The organism is Flectobacillus sp. BAB-3569, assembly GCF_002270355.1.
Classification (GTDB): Bacteria; Bacteroidota; Bacteroidia; order Cytophagales; family Spirosomataceae; genus Flectobacillus; species Flectobacillus roseus.
Map to the genome: position 1 here is coordinate 24109 of NZ_NJFZ01000018.1, position 23611 is coordinate 47719.

Annotated in this window: 18 protein-coding genes and 1 pseudogene; 5 read left to right on the forward strand and 14 right to left on the reverse strand. The window is 36.8% G+C overall.

Annotated features, from left to right (window positions below):
* The first annotated feature begins 687 nt into the window (after positions 1 to 687).
* Together BWI92_RS17270 and BWI92_RS17275 are read left to right on the forward strand one after the other, a co-directional pair.
* The gene (locus BWI92_RS17270) at positions 688 to 3591 is read left to right on the forward strand and encodes a TonB-dependent receptor (RefSeq protein ID WP_095164877.1); all 2904 of its coding nucleotides are present in this window, start codon (positions 688 to 690) and stop codon (positions 3589 to 3591) included.
* Positions 3592 to 3605: 14 nt separating this feature from the next.
* A complete protein-coding gene (locus BWI92_RS17275; protein ID WP_095164769.1) occupies positions 3606 to 5291 on the forward strand; it encodes a RagB/SusD family nutrient uptake outer membrane protein in 1686 nt (561 codons plus the stop codon).
* A gap of 102 nt (positions 5292 to 5393) precedes the next feature.
* Here BWI92_RS17275 and BWI92_RS17280 read toward each other — a convergent pair whose 3' ends face one another.
* The 14 genes and pseudogenes from BWI92_RS17280 to BWI92_RS17345 form a co-directional block, all read right to left on the reverse strand.
* Positions 5394 to 5825, reverse strand: coding sequence for a nuclear transport factor 2 family protein (locus tag BWI92_RS17280; RefSeq protein WP_095164771.1), 432 nt, complete (start codon positions 5823 to 5825; stop codon positions 5394 to 5396).
* Positions 5826 to 5924: 99 nt separating this feature from the next.
* Positions 5925 to 6725: a lipid II flippase family protein gene (locus BWI92_RS17285; protein ID WP_095164773.1), complete on the reverse strand. Its 801-nt coding sequence runs from the start codon at positions 6723 to 6725 to the stop codon at positions 5925 to 5927.
* Between the two features lie 75 nt (positions 6726 to 6800).
* A complete protein-coding gene (locus tag BWI92_RS17290) occupies positions 6801 to 8027 on the reverse strand; it encodes a M56 family metallopeptidase (protein ID WP_176464468.1) in 1227 nt (408 codons plus the stop codon).
* Positions 8028 to 8164: 137 nt separating this feature from the next.
* On the reverse strand, positions 8165 to 8536 hold the full coding sequence (locus tag BWI92_RS17295) for a BlaI/MecI/CopY family transcriptional regulator (protein ID WP_095164776.1): 372 nt from the start codon (positions 8534 to 8536) through the stop codon (positions 8165 to 8167).
* Between the two features lie 206 nt (positions 8537 to 8742).
* Complete coding sequence (locus BWI92_RS17300; protein ID WP_095164778.1) at positions 8743 to 9483, reverse strand: hypothetical protein; 741 nt, start codon at positions 9481 to 9483, stop codon at positions 8743 to 8745.
* Positions 9484 to 9547: 64 nt separating this feature from the next.
* Entirely contained in the window at positions 9548 to 10549 is a 1002-nt protein-coding gene (locus tag BWI92_RS17305) for a PAS domain S-box protein (protein WP_095164780.1), read from the reverse strand.
* Positions 10550 to 10923: 374 nt separating this feature from the next.
* Positions 10924 to 12750 (reverse strand): YncE family protein, encoded by a 1827-nt coding sequence (locus BWI92_RS17310; protein WP_095164782.1) that lies wholly within the window; start codon positions 12748 to 12750, stop codon positions 10924 to 10926.
* Between the two features lie 496 nt (positions 12751 to 13246).
* Positions 13247 to 14458: an MFS transporter gene (locus BWI92_RS17315; protein WP_095164784.1), complete on the reverse strand. Its 1212-nt coding sequence runs from the start codon at positions 14456 to 14458 to the stop codon at positions 13247 to 13249.
* Between the two features lie 88 nt (positions 14459 to 14546).
* On the reverse strand, positions 14547 to 15608 hold the full coding sequence (gene arsB, locus BWI92_RS17320; protein WP_095164786.1) for an ACR3 family arsenite efflux transporter: 1062 nt from the start codon (positions 15606 to 15608) through the stop codon (positions 14547 to 14549).
* 132 nt (positions 15609 to 15740) lie between these two features.
* Entirely contained in the window at positions 15741 to 16214 is a 474-nt protein-coding gene (locus BWI92_RS17325; protein WP_095164788.1) for a DUF6428 family protein, read from the reverse strand.
* Between the two features lie 39 nt (positions 16215 to 16253).
* Positions 16254 to 16585 (reverse strand): annotated as a pseudogene (locus BWI92_RS17330) (ArsR/SmtB family transcription factor).
* A gap of 24 nt (positions 16586 to 16609) precedes the next feature.
* Positions 16610 to 17230, reverse strand: coding sequence for a protein-tyrosine-phosphatase (locus BWI92_RS17335; RefSeq protein WP_095164792.1), 621 nt, complete (start codon positions 17228 to 17230; stop codon positions 16610 to 16612).
* Positions 17231 to 17415: 185 nt separating this feature from the next.
* A complete protein-coding gene (locus tag BWI92_RS17340; RefSeq protein WP_095164794.1) occupies positions 17416 to 17937 on the reverse strand; it encodes a GNAT family N-acetyltransferase in 522 nt (173 codons plus the stop codon).
* A 307-nt stretch (positions 17938 to 18244) separates the two neighbouring features.
* Positions 18245 to 20275, reverse strand: coding sequence for a glycoside hydrolase family 3 protein (locus BWI92_RS17345; protein ID WP_217903434.1), 2031 nt, complete (start codon positions 20273 to 20275; stop codon positions 18245 to 18247).
* A 134-nt stretch (positions 20276 to 20409) separates the two neighbouring features.
* Here BWI92_RS17345 and BWI92_RS17350 point away from each other — a divergent pair, with 134 nt between their 5' ends.
* The 3 genes from BWI92_RS17350 (at position 20410) to BWI92_RS17360 (ending at position 23563) form a co-directional block, all read left to right on the forward strand.
* Positions 20410 to 21270 carry an AraC family transcriptional regulator gene (locus BWI92_RS17350; protein WP_095164798.1) on the forward strand — a complete coding sequence of 287 codons (861 nt, stop codon included), beginning with the start codon at positions 20410 to 20412 and terminating at the stop codon, positions 21268 to 21270.
* 541 nt (positions 21271 to 21811) lie between these two features.
* On the forward strand, positions 21812 to 22231 hold the full coding sequence (locus tag BWI92_RS17355; protein ID WP_141234821.1) for a hypothetical protein: 420 nt from the start codon (positions 21812 to 21814) through the stop codon (positions 22229 to 22231).
* Between the two features lie 246 nt (positions 22232 to 22477).
* Positions 22478 to 23563, forward strand: a complete 1086-nt coding sequence (locus BWI92_RS17360; RefSeq protein ID WP_095164805.1) for an efflux RND transporter periplasmic adaptor subunit — start codon at positions 22478 to 22480, stop codon at positions 23561 to 23563.
* Positions 23564 to 23611: the final 48 nt, after the last annotated feature.

Sequence of the window (23611 nt, forward strand, 5' to 3'; positions counted from 1 at the left end):
AGTTGGGCTTATTTTTTTGTAAAATCATAAGCAAAAATACAGATACAGTTGCATAGAGTCGTTTTTTGAAACAATTCGTTTTACAATCGATTTCATAAAAATACTTGTTAAAAAATGATTTATTAATAAAAAAAATAATTAAATTTCTATTCCTAGGATACAATCAGGTTACTTTCAGCTGTAAAGTTATCTCCAAACCAATATGACCATTTGAATATGAACTCAACAAATACTCTTTATTCAACTCCATTTTTCTTACCCAAATCACCCTGTTTTTTCGGTAAAAAACGGCAATAGCTAGCCCTCTAATATTTCACTTTTTCTTAGAATCTCCATATTTTACTGTGTGAGAACAGATTTGTTTTGCCCAATGTTAAGGATAAATCATCTCGACTTAATGATTTATTTACAGCCTCTCGACTTTGATAGGATAACTTGCGCCTCCAAATTAAGCATTGGTGAATGCTAGAGACAGGATACTCGTAATTTTCTTAAACTCAAAAAAGTATACAACATCCTGATACTCCTACTTATCAACCCAATTTTATCATGAACAAATTTTACTCTCTGAGTCTTACCAGTAAACTAACCGCTGGTTTGCTATTAGGTGTTTGTGTTGGGCTCTCGCCCACACCGCTTCACGCTCACAACCGTGCAGCATTATCTAATTACAGCTTGGAAACATTGATGACGAGCGAAATTCCAGTAAAAGGAAAAGTCATTGATGCCACAACTAACGAACCATTAATTGGTTGTTCGGTTGCGATCAAAGGTAGCAAGCGTGGTGTAAATACCGACGCAAAAGGAAATTTTGCATTGAATGTTGACGAAAAGGCAACTTTGGTCATCACTTTTGTAGGATACGAAAGACAAGAAATAGCGGTAAATGGCCGTACACAAATAGAGGTTTCGTTAAAATCTACTGCATCTGACTTAGAACAAGTAGTAGTAGTTGGTTATGGTAGTACAACAAAGAAAGATGTTACTGGATCCGTAAAATCTTTGAAAAGTGCCGAATTTAACCAAGGTATCATCAACACGCCTGAATCTTTATTACAAGGTAAAGTATCGGGTGTAAACGTAACATCTGCAAGTGGTGAGCCGGGTGGTACTCAAAACATTACAGTTCGTGGTCCGGGTGGTGTTCGTACGGGTAGTACGCCATTGTTTGTAGTAGATGGAATGGCACTTGATAATTCATCAACAGGTGGTGCAACCAACCCATTGACGTTTATGAACCCTCAAGACATCGAGTCGATCGACGTGTTGAAAGATGCCTCTGCAACTGCCATTTATGGTTCAAGAGGTGCTAACGGGGTTATCTTGATTACTACAAAAAAAGGAAAATCGGGTTTCTCTTCACTCACTTACTCAGCTAGTTACGGTTTGTCGACCATGGCTCGTCCGTTGAATGTATTCACAGCAGATGAATACCGTAAGCAAGTAGTAGCAGTAGGTGGTGTATTGGAAGATTTCAAAGGAAATACAGACTGGCAGAAAGAAATAAGCCGCACAGCCGTAACACAAAACCATAACTTATCATTCGGTGGTGGTGCTGACAAATTGACTTATTATGGTTCATTCGGTATTCAGAATCAAGAAGGTATTATCAAAAATAGCCAATTGAATCGCTATAGTGGTCGTTTGAATGTGACTCAAAAATTATTGAAGGATCGTTTGACTGTAGATGTAAACCTAAACGCCACACAAACATATAACGAACGTCCTCCGATCGGGTCAGTATTGGGTAGTGCTATTTCAACGAACCCAACAATTCCTGCATATGACGCCAATGGCAATATCTATTTGTATCAATCAGGTACAAACCCATTGTTGGCGTTAAAATTGGAAAAAGATGCAACGACTACAACAAGAATTTTAGGAAATATCTCTCCTTCCCTAAAAATTACAGATCATTTAACATACAAGCTCAATTTTGGTATTGACTATTCAAACGCACATCGCGACCTACAATCATTGGCAAATGCTGTACCACAACAGGATGGTCGTTTAGAATCTATTGACACATGGAATACCAACCGACTGATTGAAAACTACTTAACTTACAATAGAAGCATTGGCAAAGACCATAATTTATCTATGTTGGTAGGTCACTCTTATCAAAGATTCTTCTTGCAAGGTCGTGGTTATAGTATCAACAAATTTCCTATTACTGACCTTGAGCCAATTTATAACCCAGGCTTAGGACAAGAATTGACATTGGCTAACAACAAACCTTATGGTTATGCCACTATCAATGAATTACAATCGTTCTTTGGGCGTGCCAACTATACATTCAAAGACAAATACTTGTTAACAGCCACAGTTCGTGCTGATGGTTCATCAAAATTTGGTGCTAACAATAAATACGGTGTATTCCCTTCGTTCTCTGCAGGTTGGAGAATTTCTGAAGAAGAATTCATGAAAGGTTCAGCAGTAAGCAACTTAAAGTTAAGAGCTGGTTGGGGTAGAACAGGTAACCAAGAAATTCCTTCAAAAATTACCCAAGCACGCTTTACTTCAGTAGTTTCGGGTACGACATCATATCCTTTGAATGAATCATCGACTTATCCAGCAGGAACTTCTTATACACGTTTGGCTAACCCAAATATTCAGTGGGAACAATCTACTCAAACTGACTTAGGTTTAGATTTTGCCTTCTTAAATGGTGCTTTGAGCGGTACAATCGATGCCTTCCACAAAGTTTCTGGAGATATTTTGTTAGAAGTAATTCCTTCTGACCCAGTACAACCAGCGGGTACTTTCTGGACTAATGTTAAAGATATGACTATCACTAACAAAGGTTTAGAATTAGAATTGAACTACCGTCATTCTACACAACAAGGTTTGACTTATGAATTTGGTGGAAACATTACTTTCATCAGCAACGTAGTAAACAAATCACCTTACTCAGTAATTCCTTCAGGTTCGGCTTCTGGTTCTGGTTTGACTTCAGCTACTATCAATGGTTACGTAAATGGTCAACCTATTGGTACATTTTTCTTGAAAGAATTTATTGGTTTAGATGACAAAGGTTTGAGCCAATACAGAGACGTTGATGGTGATGGAATCGTTACTGACAACGACCGTGTTGCAGCAGGAACCGCTTTACCAAACAAACAATACAACTTCTTTGGTCGTGTAAGCTATAAAGGGTTTGATTTGGTAGCCAATTTCAATGGGGTATCTGGAAACAAACTTTACGATAACACAGCTAACTCTAACTTCTATAAATTACGTCTTTCAAAAGGAATCAACACTACTCCTGAAGTATTAGCATTCCCGAATGAATCTGTTAATAACTCAGCTCCAGTATCAACAAGATTCTTGAAAGACGGTGCATTTTTACGCTTGAATAACCTTGCACTAGGTTATACATTCGATACCAAAAAGCTAGGAATTAACGAGTGGATTTCAGGCTTGAGATTATCAGTAACTGGGCAAAACCTATTCGTAATTACAAAATACAATGGTTATGACCCAGAAGTAAATACTGACCGTACAATCAACGGTATTACTTCTTATGGTATCGATTATTTAAGTTATCCAAAAGCAAGAACAGTTGTATTTGGGCTTAACGTAACATTCTAATTTTCTAAAGAAACATGAAAAAACCAGTTATATTCCTTTCATTGTTAGCCTCTTTGATTGCAGCTCAGAGTTGTACTAACCTCGAAGAACAAGTACTAGATGAATCTTTTTCTCCGAGTATTTCTTACGCAGATATCGCTAATGGTACTTTAGCTCCTGTGTACGCTTTATTACCAAGTATTTTCTTACATACCAACTATTTTACACTTCAAGAAATCTCTACAGATGAGGCTATTTTGCCATATCGTGGAGGTACTGACTGGGGCGATAATGGTATCTATTTGGCCATGCACCAGCATACGTCTACAAGTACAGATCCAAACTTGAGAAATACTTGGAATTTTATTTTACAAGGAATTTCTCGTTCGGTATCAGCCATCAATGAGTTCCAAGGCAAAACCGATGCAACTTCACAATTATATTTAGCAGAATCACGTGGTATGCGTGCCTATTATTCGATGCTTACGTTGGACTTGTTCGGGGTAGTTTTTGTAAAAAATACCGTTGGTGAAACTTCAAAAGTAATTCGTGGTGCTGAAGCCGTAGAATACATCAAATCAGAACTATTAGCCGTAGAACCAAATCTTTCTACGACAGTAGGTCCAGGTCGTTTGAACAAAGCAGCAGCTTGGGGTCTTTTGGCTCGTTTGCACTTAAATGCTGCGGTTTACCGTAATGTTACGGCACAAACCGTTACTTTCTCAAACGACGATTTAGACAAAGTAATTGAGTATACAGACAAAATCATTAATTCTAATCAATACCAGTTGTCGCCAGAATATTTCTCAATTTTTAATAGCGATAACCATAGCAACAAAGAAATTATCTTTGCTGTAGACCAACGTGCTGAGTTGAATGGTCACAACCGTTTGGCTTACTTCTCGTTGTCGGGCGACCAATTCCCATTGCCAGCATTCCCTGCGGCAAATGGTACTGACGGTCCAGCGATTACGTCTGACTATTATCGTACTTGGGTAAATGCTTATGGCTCACAAGACCCTAGCGTTGACCCTCGTTTTTACAAGCAAAACCTTTCGATTTATTCAAACCCAGCTGACTCATGTGTAACAGCTGAAAGCTTCAATATCAACCGAGGTATTTTGCGTGGTCAGCAGTATGGTTTGATTCGTAAAAATGGTGTTTTCTTGAAATGTCCAGATGGAAAAATGAAGGTTGGTAAACTTTTCAATGACACTCGTAACCGTCCGACTACTCCAGTAATCTTTACCGAAAAAGTAGACTTTAGTGTAACTGGTTCTGACTACTCTACAGGCTACCGTGTTGAAAAATATGAGTTCTCGAAGAAATCTACATCAGGTCGTAACCTTGGAGACGCAGATATCGTAATCTTACGTTTGGCTGATGTATATATGATGCGTGCAGAAGCAAAATTGCGTAAGAGCAACGACGCTGCTTCAGCTTTAGCAGATGTTAATACCGTTCGTGCTTCAAGAAAAGCGACAACGCCTCCTCCAGCATTGACAAGTATGTCATTAGACTTATTGTATCGTGAAAGAGGTTTTGAGTTTTACTGGGAAATGCTTCGTCGTACAGATATGATTCGTTTTGGTAAATACGAAGATACTTGGACTGAAAAAACTATTACAGACCGTAACAAACGTATTTTCCCAATTCCACAAACAGCCATCGACGGTGCGTCTAACCTTCCAGGCTACTTAGTGCAGAATCCATCATATTAAGAAGTGATGAGTTTTGAATGAGGAGTGATGAGTTTCATCACTCCTTTTTTGTTTTAGTATATCTGCCCTTTCCGCACTCCACACTCAAAACTCATCACTCTTTTACTGGTTGTTATAATAAGTAAAATCCTTTGTGATTTTTCCATTTTGTAGGGTAAAAATCGTACAAATTGGAAGCTCGAACTTACTGCTTGGCATAGAGCCTTTAGAAATAAACTCTACAATGATATGATTGGTATCGGATGGATATATGCTGATAACGCTGTCTCGAAGATCAGGAAACATCTTGGCGAGCTCGGTATATTTTACGACGGTTTGTTGTTGAGACTGTCTCACTATACCAGTACCAAAAGAAGGGTCTTTAAACTCCGCAGAATCGACATACATGGCTGCCATTGCCTTAAAATCATGGCGATTGAAATGTTCAAAATAGGTTTTGACAAATACTTCCGATTTTTGTTTGTTAGCATCTTCTTTCTGAGATTGACAGCCCCAAAAAGCACTCAGTGATAAAATTACAAATAGATTTTTCATAGCAATAAAGGTTTATGTGGAGGGTATGTGAATGATAAAATGAAGATATTATCTAAGAAGTTTGTAACTAAAATACCTGATTATCAATACTATTCCAAATTACATCTGATTACTCACAAACGCAATGACCTGTGCGGCGGGAATCAAAAGTGCTTGCGCCAATACGGTGCCCAGTAACCTTGAAATCATCATAAAAGAGATATTGAATCGAAATCTGCTTTCACCTATTTCTTTTGACATAAATTGGTCAGTCAAAATAGATAAGTAAGGGTCGATAAATACAAACAAGATGATCGTTGAAAAGCCATTAATCAAAGCTGATAAATTACTGGCTGTACTCCTATAAGTTGGGTTCAAATAGCCGGCATAAACGGAAGCAATTACGCCAACAGAAAGAATGGCGGTAGCTAGCATATTGAGAATAAAAATCTTCCAAGGATAATTTTCTTGTACTTGCAAGATCCTCCAATTAGTCCATTGTGGCAGAACAGAATAAGATTTGACCTTTTGCCAAAATTGCTCTTTTCTAAGAAAACTTCCCATCATTTTCCCAAAAGTCTTTACCTGATAAAACTCCAAAATAGCTCTATGGAAAATTCTTTGCACACTCGGCGTTAGTACTATGCCTACTGCTGTGGCTATGGTAAACGACAACAATATCATCCTAAAAATAAGTGTCGTATTCTCCATATCGGCATCAATGGTTTTCTCCACATAGTTTGCTAATAAAGGCGCCTGAAATCCATTGGCGGTTCTCGAAATTACATTGAGGATATTGAAGAGCGAAAATGCTAAAGCTATCTTGCCTGTACGGATGCCTGCAATACGGGCTGCAAAAGAAAAAGTGGCAATGAGATTAATAACTAGGTTTAAAACTAAAATGATTATTACTATTTTCATCAGAAGAACTTGTTAGAAATTTAAAAAAGGATTCGAAAGGAAAATTACTCCTTTTCGAATCCCTTTTCAAGTTTTTTACTCTTTAATCAATTCTATTCTATACTGCTCTTGATTAGCACCCTTCCCAACTGTATACACAATAAAAGGATTTTCTAATGCTTTCTTTTTGTAGACATTTTCAAAAAAATCGTTAGTCATTAAATCTATCTGATATCGGCGCTTACCAACTTGAGCATTTTTGGCAAGTCTACTAACGAAATAATGAGAAAAATCCTTTGATGTATATTTTTTTAAAGTTTGATAAGGGACATGTTTTTCATTAATCCAAATACCACAGCGAGGATGCGTCCATATTTTCAGCATTTCGTCGGTGGGTCGTTCAAAAGTAAACATAAGAGGATGTTTTAGTGCCTCTAGCTCAACACTAGTCAACTCAGCATAGCCTTTTATCACTGTGGGATTTTTCTCGCCCTTTGCAAAGAATATTTTACTGATCTTGTATTTTACAGTTTGATTTGCTGCATCAATTGGTATTGGCGCTGGTTTTTGCGTTTTTTTCTCAATTTTTTGCCCTAAAGACCAGTCTGAAAATCCAGCAATCAATACCAAAATTAAAGGCAAACAAGCCACGCCACGCAAGATACGGGCGGTTACGGAGGTGTGATGTGTCATCATAAGAAATCGTTTTTTTGTAATAGAAAAGGTTGAACTGCTTGTTAAATAAAGAGCATTCCCTGTGGCATTTTGAAGTAATAGTTGTTGATAAATCGGCACTTGTGTATGAGCAAGAACTTCTTTGTCAGCCAAAAATTCATGATTTAATTGTATAGCTTTTTTGTACAAATACAAGATGGGATTCCACCAAAAAACGATCAGAAATAACTCTACAAAAAGAATATCCCAAGTATGTTTTTGTTTTACATGAGTTAATTCATGCAAAAGAATATCTGATTCAATTCCTTTGGTTTGATAAATTGACTTGTTTAAAAAGATGTATTTCCAAAAACTAAACGGAGCGATTTTTTCCTCAATTAATACCAAATGAGCATTCTGGTGTACTAGCTTTTCATTCATCACTGCTTTGCGAGTAATCAAATAAAGTCCTCGCAAAAATCTTGTCAACAACACTCCTAGTATTAGACCATAGATGTAGAACCAAATGGGCATTTCGACTGTAGGATACTCATTCGGTTGAATTGGCTCAATCGAAGGTATTTTCCCATCAATCGGATTTGCATTTTTTATAGGTAGAACTATTTCCATAACATGTTCTTGATACCATGGAATCTCGAAAGAAACCAATGGAATTGTTGTGCTCAATACAAGCCCTACCAATAGAAAGTAGCGCTTGAACAAATGAAAGTTTTCATTTTCAAGACATAGTTTATAAAATAGGTATATCAAACCCAGACAGGCTGAAAATTTGAGTAGGTAGAGTGTCATTGCTGTTTTTGTTGAAGTTGAGCATCAATGATTTTTTTCAATTCTTCCAATTCTTCTGTACTCATTTCGCTTTGCTGAGTAAAAAAGGACGCAAACTGACCCACCGAGTTGTTAAAGAAATTCTTAATCAGTCCCTTAACATGCTTCGTAAAATAGTCGTCTTTAGACACAAGCGGATAATACTCCCTCGAATTACCATATTCACGATACGCCACAAAACCTTTATCAATCATTCGTTTCAATAAAGTTGCCACCGTTGTCGTAGCTGGTTTGGGGTCGGGATATGCCTCTAACAAATCTTTCATAAAGGCCTTTCCCTTCTGCCAAAGGTATTCCATGAGTTTTTCTTCAGTTTCTGAAAGCTTCATTTTCTACATATTTAGAATTAACTCTACAAATGTAGAATAAAAATTTATATCGACAAGATAAAGTTGATTTTTTGAAAAAATGATGGGATATTTTTGAGGATACTATTATCTAGTTAGAAACTTAGTCTCGGACTGGTGTTTGTTTCAGCTTACAAACTGTTTAAAAAAATAAGTCCAAGACTAAGTCTTGAACTAGTAAAATGGCATTATTGACAATTAACATAGTTTGTGGTAGTCATTTTTTCCCATCCACTCGCAGGAATTTTATCTATGGAAGCAACGCAAATAGATTTAAGTCCATAAATCTGCAACTTACATTTTTGAAGCTTGGTATTTTGTCTTAAATCAATAGACTCCAACCTGTTATACAAAATCCATGAAGCGTAAAGCTCTTCTAAATTTGTTAGCTGAGATACATTCAACGAGCTCAGACTACTTCCTGTACAGTTTAGAACCTTAAGTTGTTGAGGCTTAATCACAAAGTCTAAAGTTGAGATATTGGTGTAGGCACAATGAATGGTTTGCAGATTGGCGAAAGGGTTTAATATTATGGACTGGACTTGTTTATAATCGGTCACACCAGCAATTAACTCTTGAATACCTGAGCATTTTAAATAAGTAAGTTTAGCGTTTTTGCTCAAATCCAGAACGGATAAAGTATTGTAGGAACAATCAAGATAACTTAAGTTCTCAAATGCTTCTATGCCTGCGAGATTCGAAATGGTGTTATTGATATTTGAAACATCACCTTGAATCAACAAGGTATCCACTTTCATAACATCTAATTTTGCTATTTTCCCATTTACTTCCTTGTCGGAGTCAATCCCTTGGGCGACCAGCATTTTTTCAAAGATAGGGTCTTTAATTACGATTGATTCAGGAATATCTTCTGATTTTTTACAGCTTAGAAGAGCAATGAATAAAAATAAGTATAGTAGATTTTTCATGTGTTTGATGGTTTTAGAACTGCACTGGGCTCGACTAAGTCTTGACCTAGTAAAACATTACTCTTTATTTCCCTCTAAACTCGCGATAGGTATCAGCTACAATTTTATGAATGATATGATCAAGTGATTCCACTTCTTGCTCAAGATAACTCCAGTTTGGAATAGATTGTACTGCTTCATAATCCATATTGATTAGATCTATCAAGCCTTTGATATTGGCAACTGGTCGGCGTATTTCATGAGAATGTTGCCAAGCGATTTTTTCCAAAATCTGCACTTGCTCTTTTAGCTGAATTTCGTTTTGTATACGGGCGGTCACATCCTGAATCATGGCTAAAACCAACTGTTTTCCATTGACAATAAATGAGTTAAGACTCACTTCCACAATTAACTCTTTGCCATCTTTGGTGACAGATGGGATAAATCTGCCTGCTCCCATTTGGTACATTCGTGGTGACTGTAGATATTCTTCGGTATGTTGATGGTGATTTTGTTTGAAGCGAGCAGGAATCAATAAATCGATGTGTTGATTTATCATTTCTTCGTGATTATACCCAAAAATCTTTTCAGTTTCGGGATTACACAAGGTAATTGTCATTTGACTGTCTACTATCAAAATGGCAATGGGTGCGGTCTCGATAATACGACGAAATTTCATCTCACTCTCATATCGTGATATTTCTGCTCTTTTTTGAGCATTAATATTTTTGATATATAATGCAATCCCAATCAATTGATTATTAACATCGTAAACTGGGTTCATCTTATATTCAAACCAGACAGTAGTATTACCTACTACAGCCTCGTCTTGAATAATAATAATTTCTCCTTCTAAGGCTTTTTGAAAACTTTCTGCATAGAGATTCTGTGTGGATTCGAGTACATAGTTTCGATAATCATCACCAATCTGGATATCGGTGTTAAAGTAACCAGATATCATTTCTTGAAGGGTACGATTAAATAATAAAATAGTATGATTAGCAGAAATCAATACAAAATTTTCAGGCGAACTATCTAGTATTGCCTTTAAAGTATCAATTAATGGTATTTCAGAAGTGTTTAGCATTAGATAGGTATATACCCTAAAGCAGTAAAAGCGTTAGCAGTGGTTTAATATTGGTGGTATTTGTTAGCTAACAAATTTACACAGATTTCTAATTTTCTACTCTCTTTTCGAAAATAAAGCTTTCAAATATATTGTGTTAGTCAAATTGAGTAACACAATACACTTGAAAGCTTTAATCCTAAATTATAAATAATAAAACTTTAATTATCAATATTTCGCAGACAATGCTTCTTAATTGAAAACTTATAAGTCTGTTTTGTTGGGTAAATGAATAATACTATTCCATTTGGTATTCCGCTAAACCAACATTTGTTCATCCGAACTAGATATAGGTAGTATCGGATAATGATTTATCATAGCAAAAACCTAAGAAATTACGGGATTTTCACAACTTCAACTGCTGTAGAACCCGCATTTAATGCTGTTCTACTCAAGGATATAATATTATTTCCTTTCACAAATATTTTGTAGGGAAATCCTTTGCAGAGTATTTCGTTGGTACGAGTTAGTTCTGGATATTTTCCTATTTGTATAGACTGTCTGTTGCTCGTTGCTCCATAAAACACACCCCCATCAGCATTGAATGCAAAATCTGAATAATTAAGTACATCATTACCTCTTACTGAACCTAAGTACTTCATAGTTTCGTTCGCTAAATAAGCAGCACCACTTAAAGAGGTTAAGACATAATTTCCCTTGGGCGAAACACAAAAGATATTAGGATCTAAAGGGAAATCACCGTGTTGAGAATCCTCCTTACAACTTGTCAATTTTCCTTGGCTATCATAAAAAATCAAATCCATATCCGTTGGTGAAATACTTGTACTAATAGCCATTAGCGTATTTTGATTCGGTAATTTTCTTAATCTTGCTCCGCCGTAAATACAACTATAACTATATGTTCCTCCATTTATCAAACCAGTTCCTTCATTAAAGGAAACAATAGGATTTGTCCATTGATTATTTTGTGTCACAAAAACATCACCTGTTCCACTGACAGCAACATCTGTGGCTGGTGCAGTGGTCAACAAGCTCTTTTTGAGCTCAAAGGTATTGGCATCAAAAATATTCACGGAATTGTTATACGATGGAATGTAAAGGTTTAGTCCATTACCATTATTCGCAACCAACAAGTAGCCTGAGTGTCTAGGCGTGGCAACTTCAGTCACCACTTGAGATTTTTCATAGTCATAAACAACCACAATTCCTTTATCTTGCTGTGAAAGGTACAACCACGGTTTTGTAGGATGAATCGCTACATCTTTGGGCGTATAATCAAAAAATAAACCTGCAGGATACTCTACCTGTTGTTGATTACTTCTCCTAGTTCTTAATGTATTGGTAATAATTTCAACAAAATAACAAGACTTCGTACTGAAAGGGGGACGAGTATCTGTAAAAGTATTTTTTGACGCATCTTGAACTACTCCAATTAGTGATTTTGAATATTCGTCGCAGTTTTCGTTCGCTCTGTAAATTCTATATTCTTTAAAGTCGCTTTCAGTAGATTTTGACCAATTCAATACGATACCACCATCTAATTTACTAGGTGTTTCTAACTTAATTTCCTTAGGAGAAAGTGTAGAAACAAGGATGGAATCTCGACCGATATTACCCGATTGGTCTTTTACGATCAATCTAATAATATGGTTATTTGCTGATAATTTTGTGGTTGAAAAAGTACTAATACCGTCTTTATCAGCACCAATTTCGCTAATAAGACCGTCCAAACTACTCTCCCATCTCATGGTTAATTTTTCAAAAGGGGTATCATTATCCTTTATATAAGCTTTAAACAAAATGCTCTCTCCAACTGCATAGTTAGCAGGCTGAACAGGGAATTCAATCTTTACTATTGGAGCAAAAGAGGCAAAAATCCCATACTCTAGATTGATATTTACAGAGGTAACATCGTTACTTTTCACCACCGCGACAGCCTTTCCACTTCCATATTGGGCTTTATTAGCTATAAGTTCATAAGTACCTACATTTAGATTTTTCACTAAAATAGAGCCAAAATTATCTGTATTAGATTGAGGTATAATGGGATTACCTGTGATTTCTGCTCCACTTACATTTCTTCCATACTGATCTTTAACAGCAATAAAAAGAGAACCTTGGTCTGGTATAATTTCTTGAGTTTTACAACTGAGAACTATGATAGAAAGGAATGAGGTTAAAATTAAAAGTGCTTTTTTCATTTGATATAATTTACTGTAGGAGTTTATTACATAGTATTCTTGAATAGGCTACTATACTTTCAAAAAGATAAAAGCACAAATATATAAACAAGTAAAGAATTTAAGTGAAGATTATACTTTTTTTCATACTTTTCCATCTAAATCCTAAGTTCAATTGTAGCAAAAAATAAACCAACGATGTCGTTAAGTATGAGCTTTGAGTATAATTTTATGATAACAAGCATTTTACCTCATTAATCTATTTACGCCCTAGCTGGAGTTTCCTCCAATTAGCCTAGCGATAGCAACACTTTCCTATAAAAAGCTAAAAACTAATACATTACACTTCGACAAGGCTTGGTGGAGATCACTCCAATAATGGCGCCAATAGCTATTTCAATGTTAAATTAATGTTAAGGGCATATTTTGAGCTATCGGTCTTGAGCTGTCAGCTATCAGCTTGGGGCTATCGGCAATCAAACTAAAAACCTTTTCAAATTACCAAATCCTCAAATTTTCAAATTTGAAAAGGTTTTTCAACGCGAAATAAAATAATGAAAGACGAAATAATCGTAAGGATACCAATCATCAGAATGGACATATCTATTCCGAAATGATCAGCCAAAATGCCTGTTAACAATGCTCCTGTTGCATAGCCCAAATCACGCCAAAAACGGAATGTACCCAAACTTTCGGCTCGTTGTGAAGGATGTGTATAGTCAGCAATAGCATTGATGAAAGTTGGATATACTAGCGCTGTACCAAGACCTAAAAGGGCGCCAATAAGCCCAAAAGTTTCAAATGAATTGGCTTTAATCAAGGCTACGATGGCCATTCCTTGAAAGAGCATTCCTCCAAAAAGCAACATCTTTTTGGAATATACATCAGAAAGTTTTCCTGTAAAAAGCTGGCTCAATCCCCACACCATCGGGTATATTGCCGTAAGAATACCAATATGAGTTTGGGAAAATCCTTTATTGAGCAATAATATGGGCAACAAACCCCACATCATCCCATCGTTGAGATTGTTGACCAAACCTGCCTGCGTAATACCACTCAAAGATTTATGCGTAAAAGAAGTATTCAGAAAAATATTTTTGAGTAAAGGAATAGTGCTTTGGGTGCTTTCTTGCCCCACGTGTAGACGAGTATCTTTGACAAAAAGTATTGAAAGTAATAAACCCATGATCGAAAAACCTATACCCAGATAAAAAGGATATGGTCTAACTCCGTAGGTATTGGCAATGTATCCTGTCAAAAATGCTACAATCCCGACCGACACATACCCTGCAAATTCGTTGATTCCTACCGCCAAACCTCTTTTTTGACTACCTACTAAATCTATTTTCATAATCACCGCCATACTCCAAGCCAAACCTTGATTAATACCCAATAAGATATTTGCCAAAACAACCCAATTCCAGCTGTTGGCATAAATCAAGATAAACGGTACAGGCAAAGCAAATACCCATCCAATCACTAAAAGATTTTTGCGACCAATAAGATTAGCCAGTTTTCCTGTAAAATAATTACAGATTGCCTTCGTGATACCAAAGGCAATGATAAATGAAAACACAGCTGTTTTGGAAGAAATCCCAAAATCTTTCTCAGCCAATTGAGGCAAAACCGAACGCTCCAAACCTATCATACCTCCCACAAAGGCATTGATCATAACAAGAATGGAAAATTGCTTCCAGTTTTCTTTTAAGCCCAGCTGTATTGTATTCATCGGTTGATGTCTGAAAATTAATTTCTAGTTCAAGACTAAATCTCGAACTAGGCAAGGACAAAATAACACTCAAAACTCAGCACTCTAACTAAGTGTACCATTTTTTTCTAAACCAAAAAGCTAAATTGACCAATCCAATCAAGGCTGGCACTTCTACCAATGGTCCAATAACACCGGCAAAAGCTTCACCACTATTGATGCCAAATACGCCAATTGCTACGGCAATCGCCAATTCAAAATTGTTTCCAGTTGCGGTAAAGGCGATAGAAGTACTCTTGGCATAATCTGCTCCAAAGTTTTTACCAATAATAAAACTCACTACAAACATTACTGCAAAATATATCACCAAAGGAATAGCAATACGTACCACATCCATCGGAATCTGTACGATAAGTTGACCTTTGAGACTAAACATAATCACAATCGTGAACAATAGGGCTACCAACGTAATCGGCGAAATCATGGGCACATACTTTTCTTGAAACCACGTTTCGCCTTTGGTTTTTATCAAAATCCATCTACTAAAAAGTCCTAAACCAAAAGGAATTCCAAGATAAATTCCTACACTCTCAGCAATCTGACTCATTTTTACCTCAATATTCAATCCTTGGATACCGAAATAAGTAGGCAATATTCCAATAAAAATGTAGGCATAAACGCTATACAAAAGCACTTGAAAAATACTATTCAGTGCAATGAGTCCAGCGGCATATTCACGACTTCCATCGGCTAAATCATTCCAAACTACCACCATGGCAATACATCTGGCTAGTCCAATCAAAATCAAGCCAACCATATAATGTGGGTAGTCTTTCAGAAAAGTAATCGCCAATAAAAACATGAAAACAGGTCCGATAATCCAATTCAGTATCAACGAAGCCGACAATACTTTGAGGTTGGAAAAGACTTCTCCCATTTTTTCATATTTTACTTTTGCTAAAGGCGGATACATCATCAAAATCAAGCCAATGGCCAATGGAATATTGGTGGTTCCACTCGAAAATGAGTTAATCCAATTGGAGGATTCAGGATAAAAATGCCCGATTCCAACGCCAATCGCCATCGCCAAGAATATCCAAAGAGTCAGATATCTATCTAAAAAACCTAGTTGCTTGCGTTCTACAACTGGGGCACAATTATTTGCAGACATTTCGTATTGTTTTTGCTCTAGACTATAAGCTTTATGCCTTAAGCCAAAATATAAATTGTTTCTTATCAATCTTGTTAACCTCAATGCCAAAGACTTAGTCCTGATCTTGCGAAGAAGTCTCATTAAACATTTTTAACAACATCCGCCCCCAGGCGTGCAGCATGCTGATTGACTCGCTTGCAAATCGTTCAAACGTACTTTAGGCTTTTCGGCAGGGATACCACAAGCATCTTGCGCCAAACAAGCTGTTTTCTTAGATAACAATTGGAAGTTTGTGCCATCAAATCCTAAGCCATATTTCCCAATCGTATCTGACTGATATTCAACCTCTACCTCCAAATCTCCAATCCCCAGTCTGCTTTCGGACAAAGCGATAATGTTCAACAACTTTTGTGGCTTTAAACGGTGCTCGTAATCATTGGCATCCCACAACTGAAAGTTAATTATCTTCTCGATACGCTCGACCCCACCACAATCAATAAAATGTCTGGTGATTAGTCCGACTTCTGTTACATGAAAATGTTCTGGTACAAAAGTGCCATTCGATAATTGAAAATTCACTGCTTCGGCAGTAGCTAAATGTTGTTTTACTTCTGAAAGTTTCATGGTTTTATGCGTTTTTGATGAGAATAATTGGCTAATTTTTTATTCACAACAACCTTTACGGCTATTGAGCGTGGAAAGAATATTTCCGAAATAACTTTGAAGTTTTTCCACTCCTTTTTCGTCAATACAATAACATACGGCATTCCCTTCAATGGCTCCTTTGATAAGCCCTGCATTTTTGAGTTCTTTCAAATGCTGAGAAATGGTAGGTTGTGCCAAAGGCAATTCATTCACAATATCTCCTGTGATACAAGCATTTACCTTTAAGAGATAGTCCAATATGGCTACCCGAGCAGGATGACCAATTGCCTTAAACATCGTGGCTATGTCATTTTGCTCCTCCGAAAAAAATCTGTTTTTGTAATACCCATATTGGTTGAGTGATTGAATAATTTTTATTTTACTAAAGAAAAAACATATAGCGTCTCCAAAGCGATTTGCTTGCTTCGGGCTTCGTACATGGCGGATTCCTCTGGAGTGCCATCAAAGGCCTTGGGGTCTTCGTAAGGCGTTGCCACTCTTGCACTCGCGCCAAATACCACTGGACAATTTTTGTCGGCACTATTGCAGGTCATTACAGCACAAAATCCAGCTTTGGGATTAGCATCGCTATCATACTTTTTAGAAAAAGCTGTTACAGGTGCTACATCATCAGCAAAATAGACTTGATAGACAGGGTTCGTTCCTTCCGTCGTTTTCTCAATGTTAAAACCTAATCGTTCGGATGCCGCCACTGCTCTTTCGTTAAAAGCTGTTTCTTCAGTTCCACCCGAATAAGTTTCCACATGTGGAATACCATAATAAGCAGCCGCCACACCTGCCCAAATTTGTCCATAATGACTCCGACGCGAGTTGTGGGTACAGATATATACCAACCTCACAGGTTCTTGATTAGCTACCTGTGCGCTTATATAGGTTGAAATTTGTGCCAGAAGAGCTTTTCTTTCTTCTGAAATCGTATCAAATTGAGCAATTGAGGCTTCAATTAAATGTTGAATTGGACTGAAAATCATCATTAGAAATATTGGTTAAAATAAAAATTCTGAATGTTGAGTGATGACGTAAAATAAAACTGATGTAGTGGTAACTCTTGCAGTTACCGCCTTCAAAATGGCAACTGCAAGAGTTGCCACTACATCAAAAAAGGCTAATGGTAAGAGCTCTTTTGAAAGAAAATCCTTCGTAAACCCTAATTCATCATTCACAATTCACCACTCACAACTCCATAAGGGCTTCTTCTTTCGAGGATATGCGTATTGCGCCAACGCCCGTTTCTTTGTGCGATTTTCTCGCGATACCCTACAATTCTGAATCCTGACTTTTGATGCAAATGAATGCTAATAGTATTTTCTGAAAAAATACTTGACTGGAGCGTCCATATACCTACCCTTTCGCTTTCCTCAATTACTCGGCTCATTAGCATACTTCCAAGACCTTTACCCTTGGACTTGGTAGCCACATATATACTCAACTCAGCTACTCCAGCATAGACTTCTCTCGTCGAAACAGGGCTTAAGGCCGCCCAAGCAACCACTTTATGATCTTGCTCAACAACCAAACGACAGACTTTCAAATGTCCTAAATTCCATTTCTCCCACGAAGGCACTTGCGTTTCGAATGTAGCCATATCGGTATCCATTCCCTCCTGATAGATTTGAGCAACACTTTCCCAATCATTTTCTTGCATTGCTCGGATGACGAGATTTTTGGAAATATTAGTCATGCGAATTGACAAATTTTAATGACACAACAAAAGTATATCGCAATATTGCGATATACAAATTTAACGATATGTTTTTTCAAAAAAAATCTTGCCCGCTTTATTCAAACGAGCAAGACGTAAAAACTAAGTTAGTACGCAAAATAATGTTTAAGATTGTGCCTTGAGCTTTCAGGTATCGGCTTTCGGCGGTGGGCTTTGAAAAAGCATTTCTGTGGTTATTTAAAAATATTTTAACACTCTTTGCCTTGTGCCTGTTGCCTAGTGCCTAAACTGATAAATAAATCTTATTCAGCATTCATACTTAACCTTATTTCAATGCTTGTAAGCCATCCCCAGATTTGTAAAGGGCATACTCTCCTTTTTTCATAAAGCCTGGCACATCCGAAAGATTTTCTAACACTGCTTTAGATGATGCTGGAATAGAAAATGGAAGTTTACCTGAAGGTTTAAATTTCCCTAAAACTATATCTAAAACAGCCTCAGGGGTTGTGCCGAAAGTAGCTAACAAGGCATTACTTGGCGCCAATTCTTCCATCACCCAAGGACTTGTAAAATTGATACAAAGCGTACTTGATTTACCTGATTTTAAAATTTTGTTGACATATTCGACATCAACCAAGTTTTTAGAAAGACGTAAATCAATCGGTGCTCCTGTTGAGCCAAATAAGCCCCCTGCTGTGCCTGGCATCAACCAAACAATGACTTGATCAGCTTCTTCAGGCGTTTTTACAAACTCAACGGCATAGTCGGCCGAAGATTTTGGTTGATACACATAGTGAGGATTGTTTTTTCCACTCTCCAAATAAGTTTCAAAATACACCTTAGTTTTAGCTTTGATTGGCAAAGTCTGTTTTTCATTTTTCAATACCACAATCGATTTTCGTAAAGCGATATCTGCTACTTTTTGAAAATTGGCATTTCCAACAATTCTTTGAGCTGCCTCTGCGTCTACATACGGATTTTCAAATAGCCCTAATTCGAAACGTTCTCTCAGAATTCTTGTTACAGATTCGTCTATCCGTTTTTCACTAACAAGTCCTTTTTTAACAGTTTCTATCAATAAACTCGGATCAGCAGAACCCGAATATAAGTCAACCCCAGCATCTAGGCTCTTCTGATAACGTTCCAAAATCGAAAGTCCTTCTACGCCCCAAGGCATCATTTCGATAGGGCCTGTATCTGAGTTGACAATACCTTTAAAACCTAGTTTTTTTCTCAATAAATCTGTAATAATAGCTTTGCTGTAAGCAAAACCAACTTCTTCAAATTCAGTTTTAATAGGTTTGGCGTAATAGGGCATCATCGAAGAAGTACCCGCTTTAATCGCCGCAATAAACGGTTTGAGATGATATTCAAACATTCCTCCAGGATAATGTTGGTCTTTCCCAAAATCAAAATGCGGGTCTTGACCTTCCACTTGTGGACCACCTCCAGGGAAATGTTTAGTCGTCAATGCGACAGAATTAGTATTGAGTTTTTTTCCTTGAAAACCTTGCACCACTTCAAACATCATACTGGCAGCCCAGTCGGCATCTTCGCCAAAAGTGCCTTCTATTCGCTGCCAACGAGGTTCAGTAGCTAAATCGGCCATATATTGATAACCCTTGCGAAGTCCGACAGCTTTCCATTCTTGAGCGGCAATTTCAGCAAACTGACGCGTTAATTTCAAATCATGCATAGCTGCCAAACCAAGTTCTCCCGGCCATTTAGAGAACACGGTTGTACCTACACTCAAGCCCACGGAATTGTCTCTAGTAATATGATTACGAGGATTGGATGCCACAATCGCTGGGATACCCAAACGAGTATCTTCGGTAAGTGCTTGCAGATTGTTAGACCATTCGGCAATGGTTTTGGCGTCGGTATTGGCACGTAAAATAAAATTTCGCAGGTGTTTTTCTTTTACACCTTTAGTCGTTCCCGATGCTGAAAGCAATGGATATGGCAAAGGTTTTCGGCTAAACATATTGATATTTTGAACCAAATCTTCCTCATTAAAACCATTAGTGATAGGTCCTTTCGGCTTGCCTTGTTCGAACGCAAAATCGCCAGCCATACGGGTAGTACTAATGAGCATCATACCAGCCTTTTCGTCTAAAGTCATTTGGCTTACGAGATCTTGTATGCGCGTGTTGACAGGTAGGCGCCAATCTTCGTATGGATCTAGCTTACCATTTTTGTTAAGGTCTTTAAACTTCAACTTCCCAACGGTCAGGATTGATACAGTACGATGACCAAGCTCAGGCTGTTTGAGGGTTTGCGCCAAAGAAGCGAAAGAAATTACTACCGAACCAAGGGTCAATAGTGCTTTTATGGAATAAGGTATAATATTTTTCATAGTAAATTTTATTCAAAATTTTCTTTAAATATTTACACAAATGTATCAAAGTAATACAAGTAATTATTTACCTATTCTTTTAATTTTTAATACTTTTTTGACAAATTCAACTTGAAATATGTAGAATCAATACCATGAAACCACAATTACTTAAGATTAATAAACCATCGGGCTTGTCGTTCAACATATTTGAACAATCCTGCCAATTTTTTCCAACGCCTTGGCATTTTCATCCAGAAATTGAGATAGTTTGGATGAAATCAAGCACGGGCAAAAAATATATTGGTACCAGTATAGAGGATTTTGGTCCCGATGATTTAGTCATCATTGGTTCTTTCGTACCCCATTTTTACAAAAATGACCCTGATTTTATAGAAGGAAAGTCTTCGGAAATGGCACAATCAACGGTCATTCATTTCACAGAGGATTTTTTAGGAAATGATTTTTTCTTAAAACCCGAAAATCAAAAAGTATTCGATCTGTTTGAAAACGCCAAGCGAGGAATTCAGTTTAGTCATGAATTTTGTCAGAAAATTAAACCAACTTTGGCCTCTTTGAGTCGACTAGAAGGTATGGATAGAGTTTTAAGTGTTTTGTCGATTCTGAATCAAATGAGTAAAGAAACTGCCGTCAAATATTTAAACTCCTACACCATTACCATCAATAATTCGGAAGAATCTGCTCGAATTAAGCAGGTATTTGCGTACATGATGCAAAACTTCCAACAAGAGATTCATTTGGAGCAAGTTGCCAGCTTAGTAAATATGAGTGAATCGGCCTTTAGTAGATATTTTAAACATAGAACCCGTGAGACTTTTAGTCATATTTTGACCGAAATCAGAATAGAACACGCTTGTAAAATGTTACAGGATAAAGATATTTCTATCGCAGATATCTGCTTTGAATCAGGTTTTCAGAATGTTTCAAACTTTAATAGACAGTTTAAAAAGATGAAAAAAATGACGCCGCTAAACTATCGACAATTATTTCATTAAGCACTTTCTGATCAGCCCTTTAGGTATATTTCAAAGTCAAATTTTACAGTTTCGCAGTTTTTGAGAAAAAATCTCATTTTTTTCACCTTCCTATTAAACCTTTACTAATAGAATGCATCTCAACAAACAAAAGCTTCTTAAATTGACTCAAATATTGAACAAAAACGAGATTTATGTTCTTTTTGAGAGCAAGTTCAGATTGGACAAATCCAAGATTTAAAAAATTTTGGAAGAAAAACTAAGCAAAATTAAAGAGCGACCACAGCATACAGATTGAATTAATAGTGCCACATACAAAAGTCAACTCACTATATTTCAAACACTTAAAAGCTTCGCTTTTTACTCCTTTGTGTTTTAGTCCATTTAGCTCAATTTGAAGTTTTTGTAGATACTGAAAAAGTACAAAAAAATCAAGCTAACTTTTTATTTTTAGAAGAAATAAGGATATAATATAACTAATACAAGATTCTTGTTTCCTTTATATAAATTTTGGGTTAAAACATTTGCAAGTGTTATTTCAACACACTACTTTTCGCCTCAAATGAACAAGACATTTGTAAAATATCTCTTCTCTCTCGTTTTCCTCGTGTTGAGCTTCTCGAACCAGTTGATGGCTCGCTCTCACAAGGAAGGGGATATTGTTGCGTCTTCTTCAAACACCAATTCGACTTTCCACAACACACTTCTCGAGTCGCATCAAACTGCTATTTTCTCTGTACCTGTTACTGAGAGAGGAGAAAAAGTATTTTTTGATGCCAACGAAAAAGAAGTGGAAGAAGATGAAGCGACTCTTGCTTCATCAGAACATATTCAGGGTGGCCATGCCATTGCATCTCTTTTCTTTAGTTGGTACCAGAACTTAATCCAACTTCGCAGCCCTCAGTTTTCTTCTTACAGTAAAAATCTTTTACAACTTTCTCCCAACAAATTATTTATCGTTTTCGGTGTATTCCGACTATGAGATAATGTCTATTGGGATTCAAAGTCCCATCTCCATTCCAAATATTGTTACAGCCCTCTAGGTAGTGATTTTCAGGTAGCAGATGCTAGTGTCATGTTGATTGAATACACTTTTCAGTTTACTCACTAGTCGTTTAAATCAAAAATATTATCAATATAATATTGTGATTTATCATTTTTCTGTTTCCAAAAATCCCTTCAGAGCTGTTTGGCAGTAGTCTATCTCACAATTTCACAATACAAAATCATGAAAAAAATTCTCATCCTGATGGGTGTGGCTGTTATGCTATGCCATACTAGCTGCGATTCTAAAAAAGAAGAAGAAAAGAAAGAAGAGATTAAACTTCTTGTAACCAGCCCGCTAAAAAAAGACACAACCGCCATTCACGAGTTTGTGAGCCAGATTCGAGCAATTCAGCACATTGAGTTGCGTGCCTTAGAAAAAGGTTATTTAAAAAAGATATATGTTGATGAAGGTCAGTTTGTGAAGAAAGGACAATTAATGTTCCAAATCCTTCCTTTGCAATACCAAGCGGAGTTCCAAAAGGCACAAGCTGAAGCAAATTTTGCTGAAATTGAATACCAAAACACCAAATCGTTGGCAGAAAGCAATATTGTTTCTAAAAACGAATTGGCCTTGGCAAAAGCAAAGTGGGATAAAGCAAAAGCCGAAATGGACTTGGCAAAAGTACACTTAGGCTTTACTGAAATCAGAGCGCCATTTGACGGTATCATGGACCACTTCGCTGTACGTGAAGGTAGTTTGTTGGACGAAGGTGATTTGTTGACAACCCTTTCAGACAATAGCAAAATGTGGGTTTATTTCAATGTGCCTGAATCTCAATATCTTGACTTGAAAACAAAAGCCAAAGGAACAACCTTACCAATTGTAAAATTGAAAATGGCTAACCAAGATATTTTCCCTCATACAGGTGTGATTCAAACGATTGAGGCTGACTTCAACAACGAAACGGGTAACATCGCTTTCCGTGCTACGTTTCCAAACCCTGAAAAATTGTTGAGACATGGTGAAACTGGTAGCATCTTGATGGAATCGCCATTGAAAAATGCTGTCATCATTCCACAGAAAGCTACTTTCGAAGTACTTGAGAAAAAATATGTATTTGTCGTAGATAAAGACAATACTGTAAAGTCACGCGAGGTAACCATCGGAGCTGAATTGCCAGATATTTATATCATCAAATCGGGCTTGAAAGGCGATGAAAAAATACTTCTTGAAGGTATTAAGAAAGTGAGAGACAACGATAAGATTAAGTTTGATTATGAAGACCCACAAAAAGTGATTTCGCACTTAAGAGTGTATGCTGAATAATCTAAGAAACTGCAAGAGTTAATTATTGTGCTTGAGTGAATTATCAAT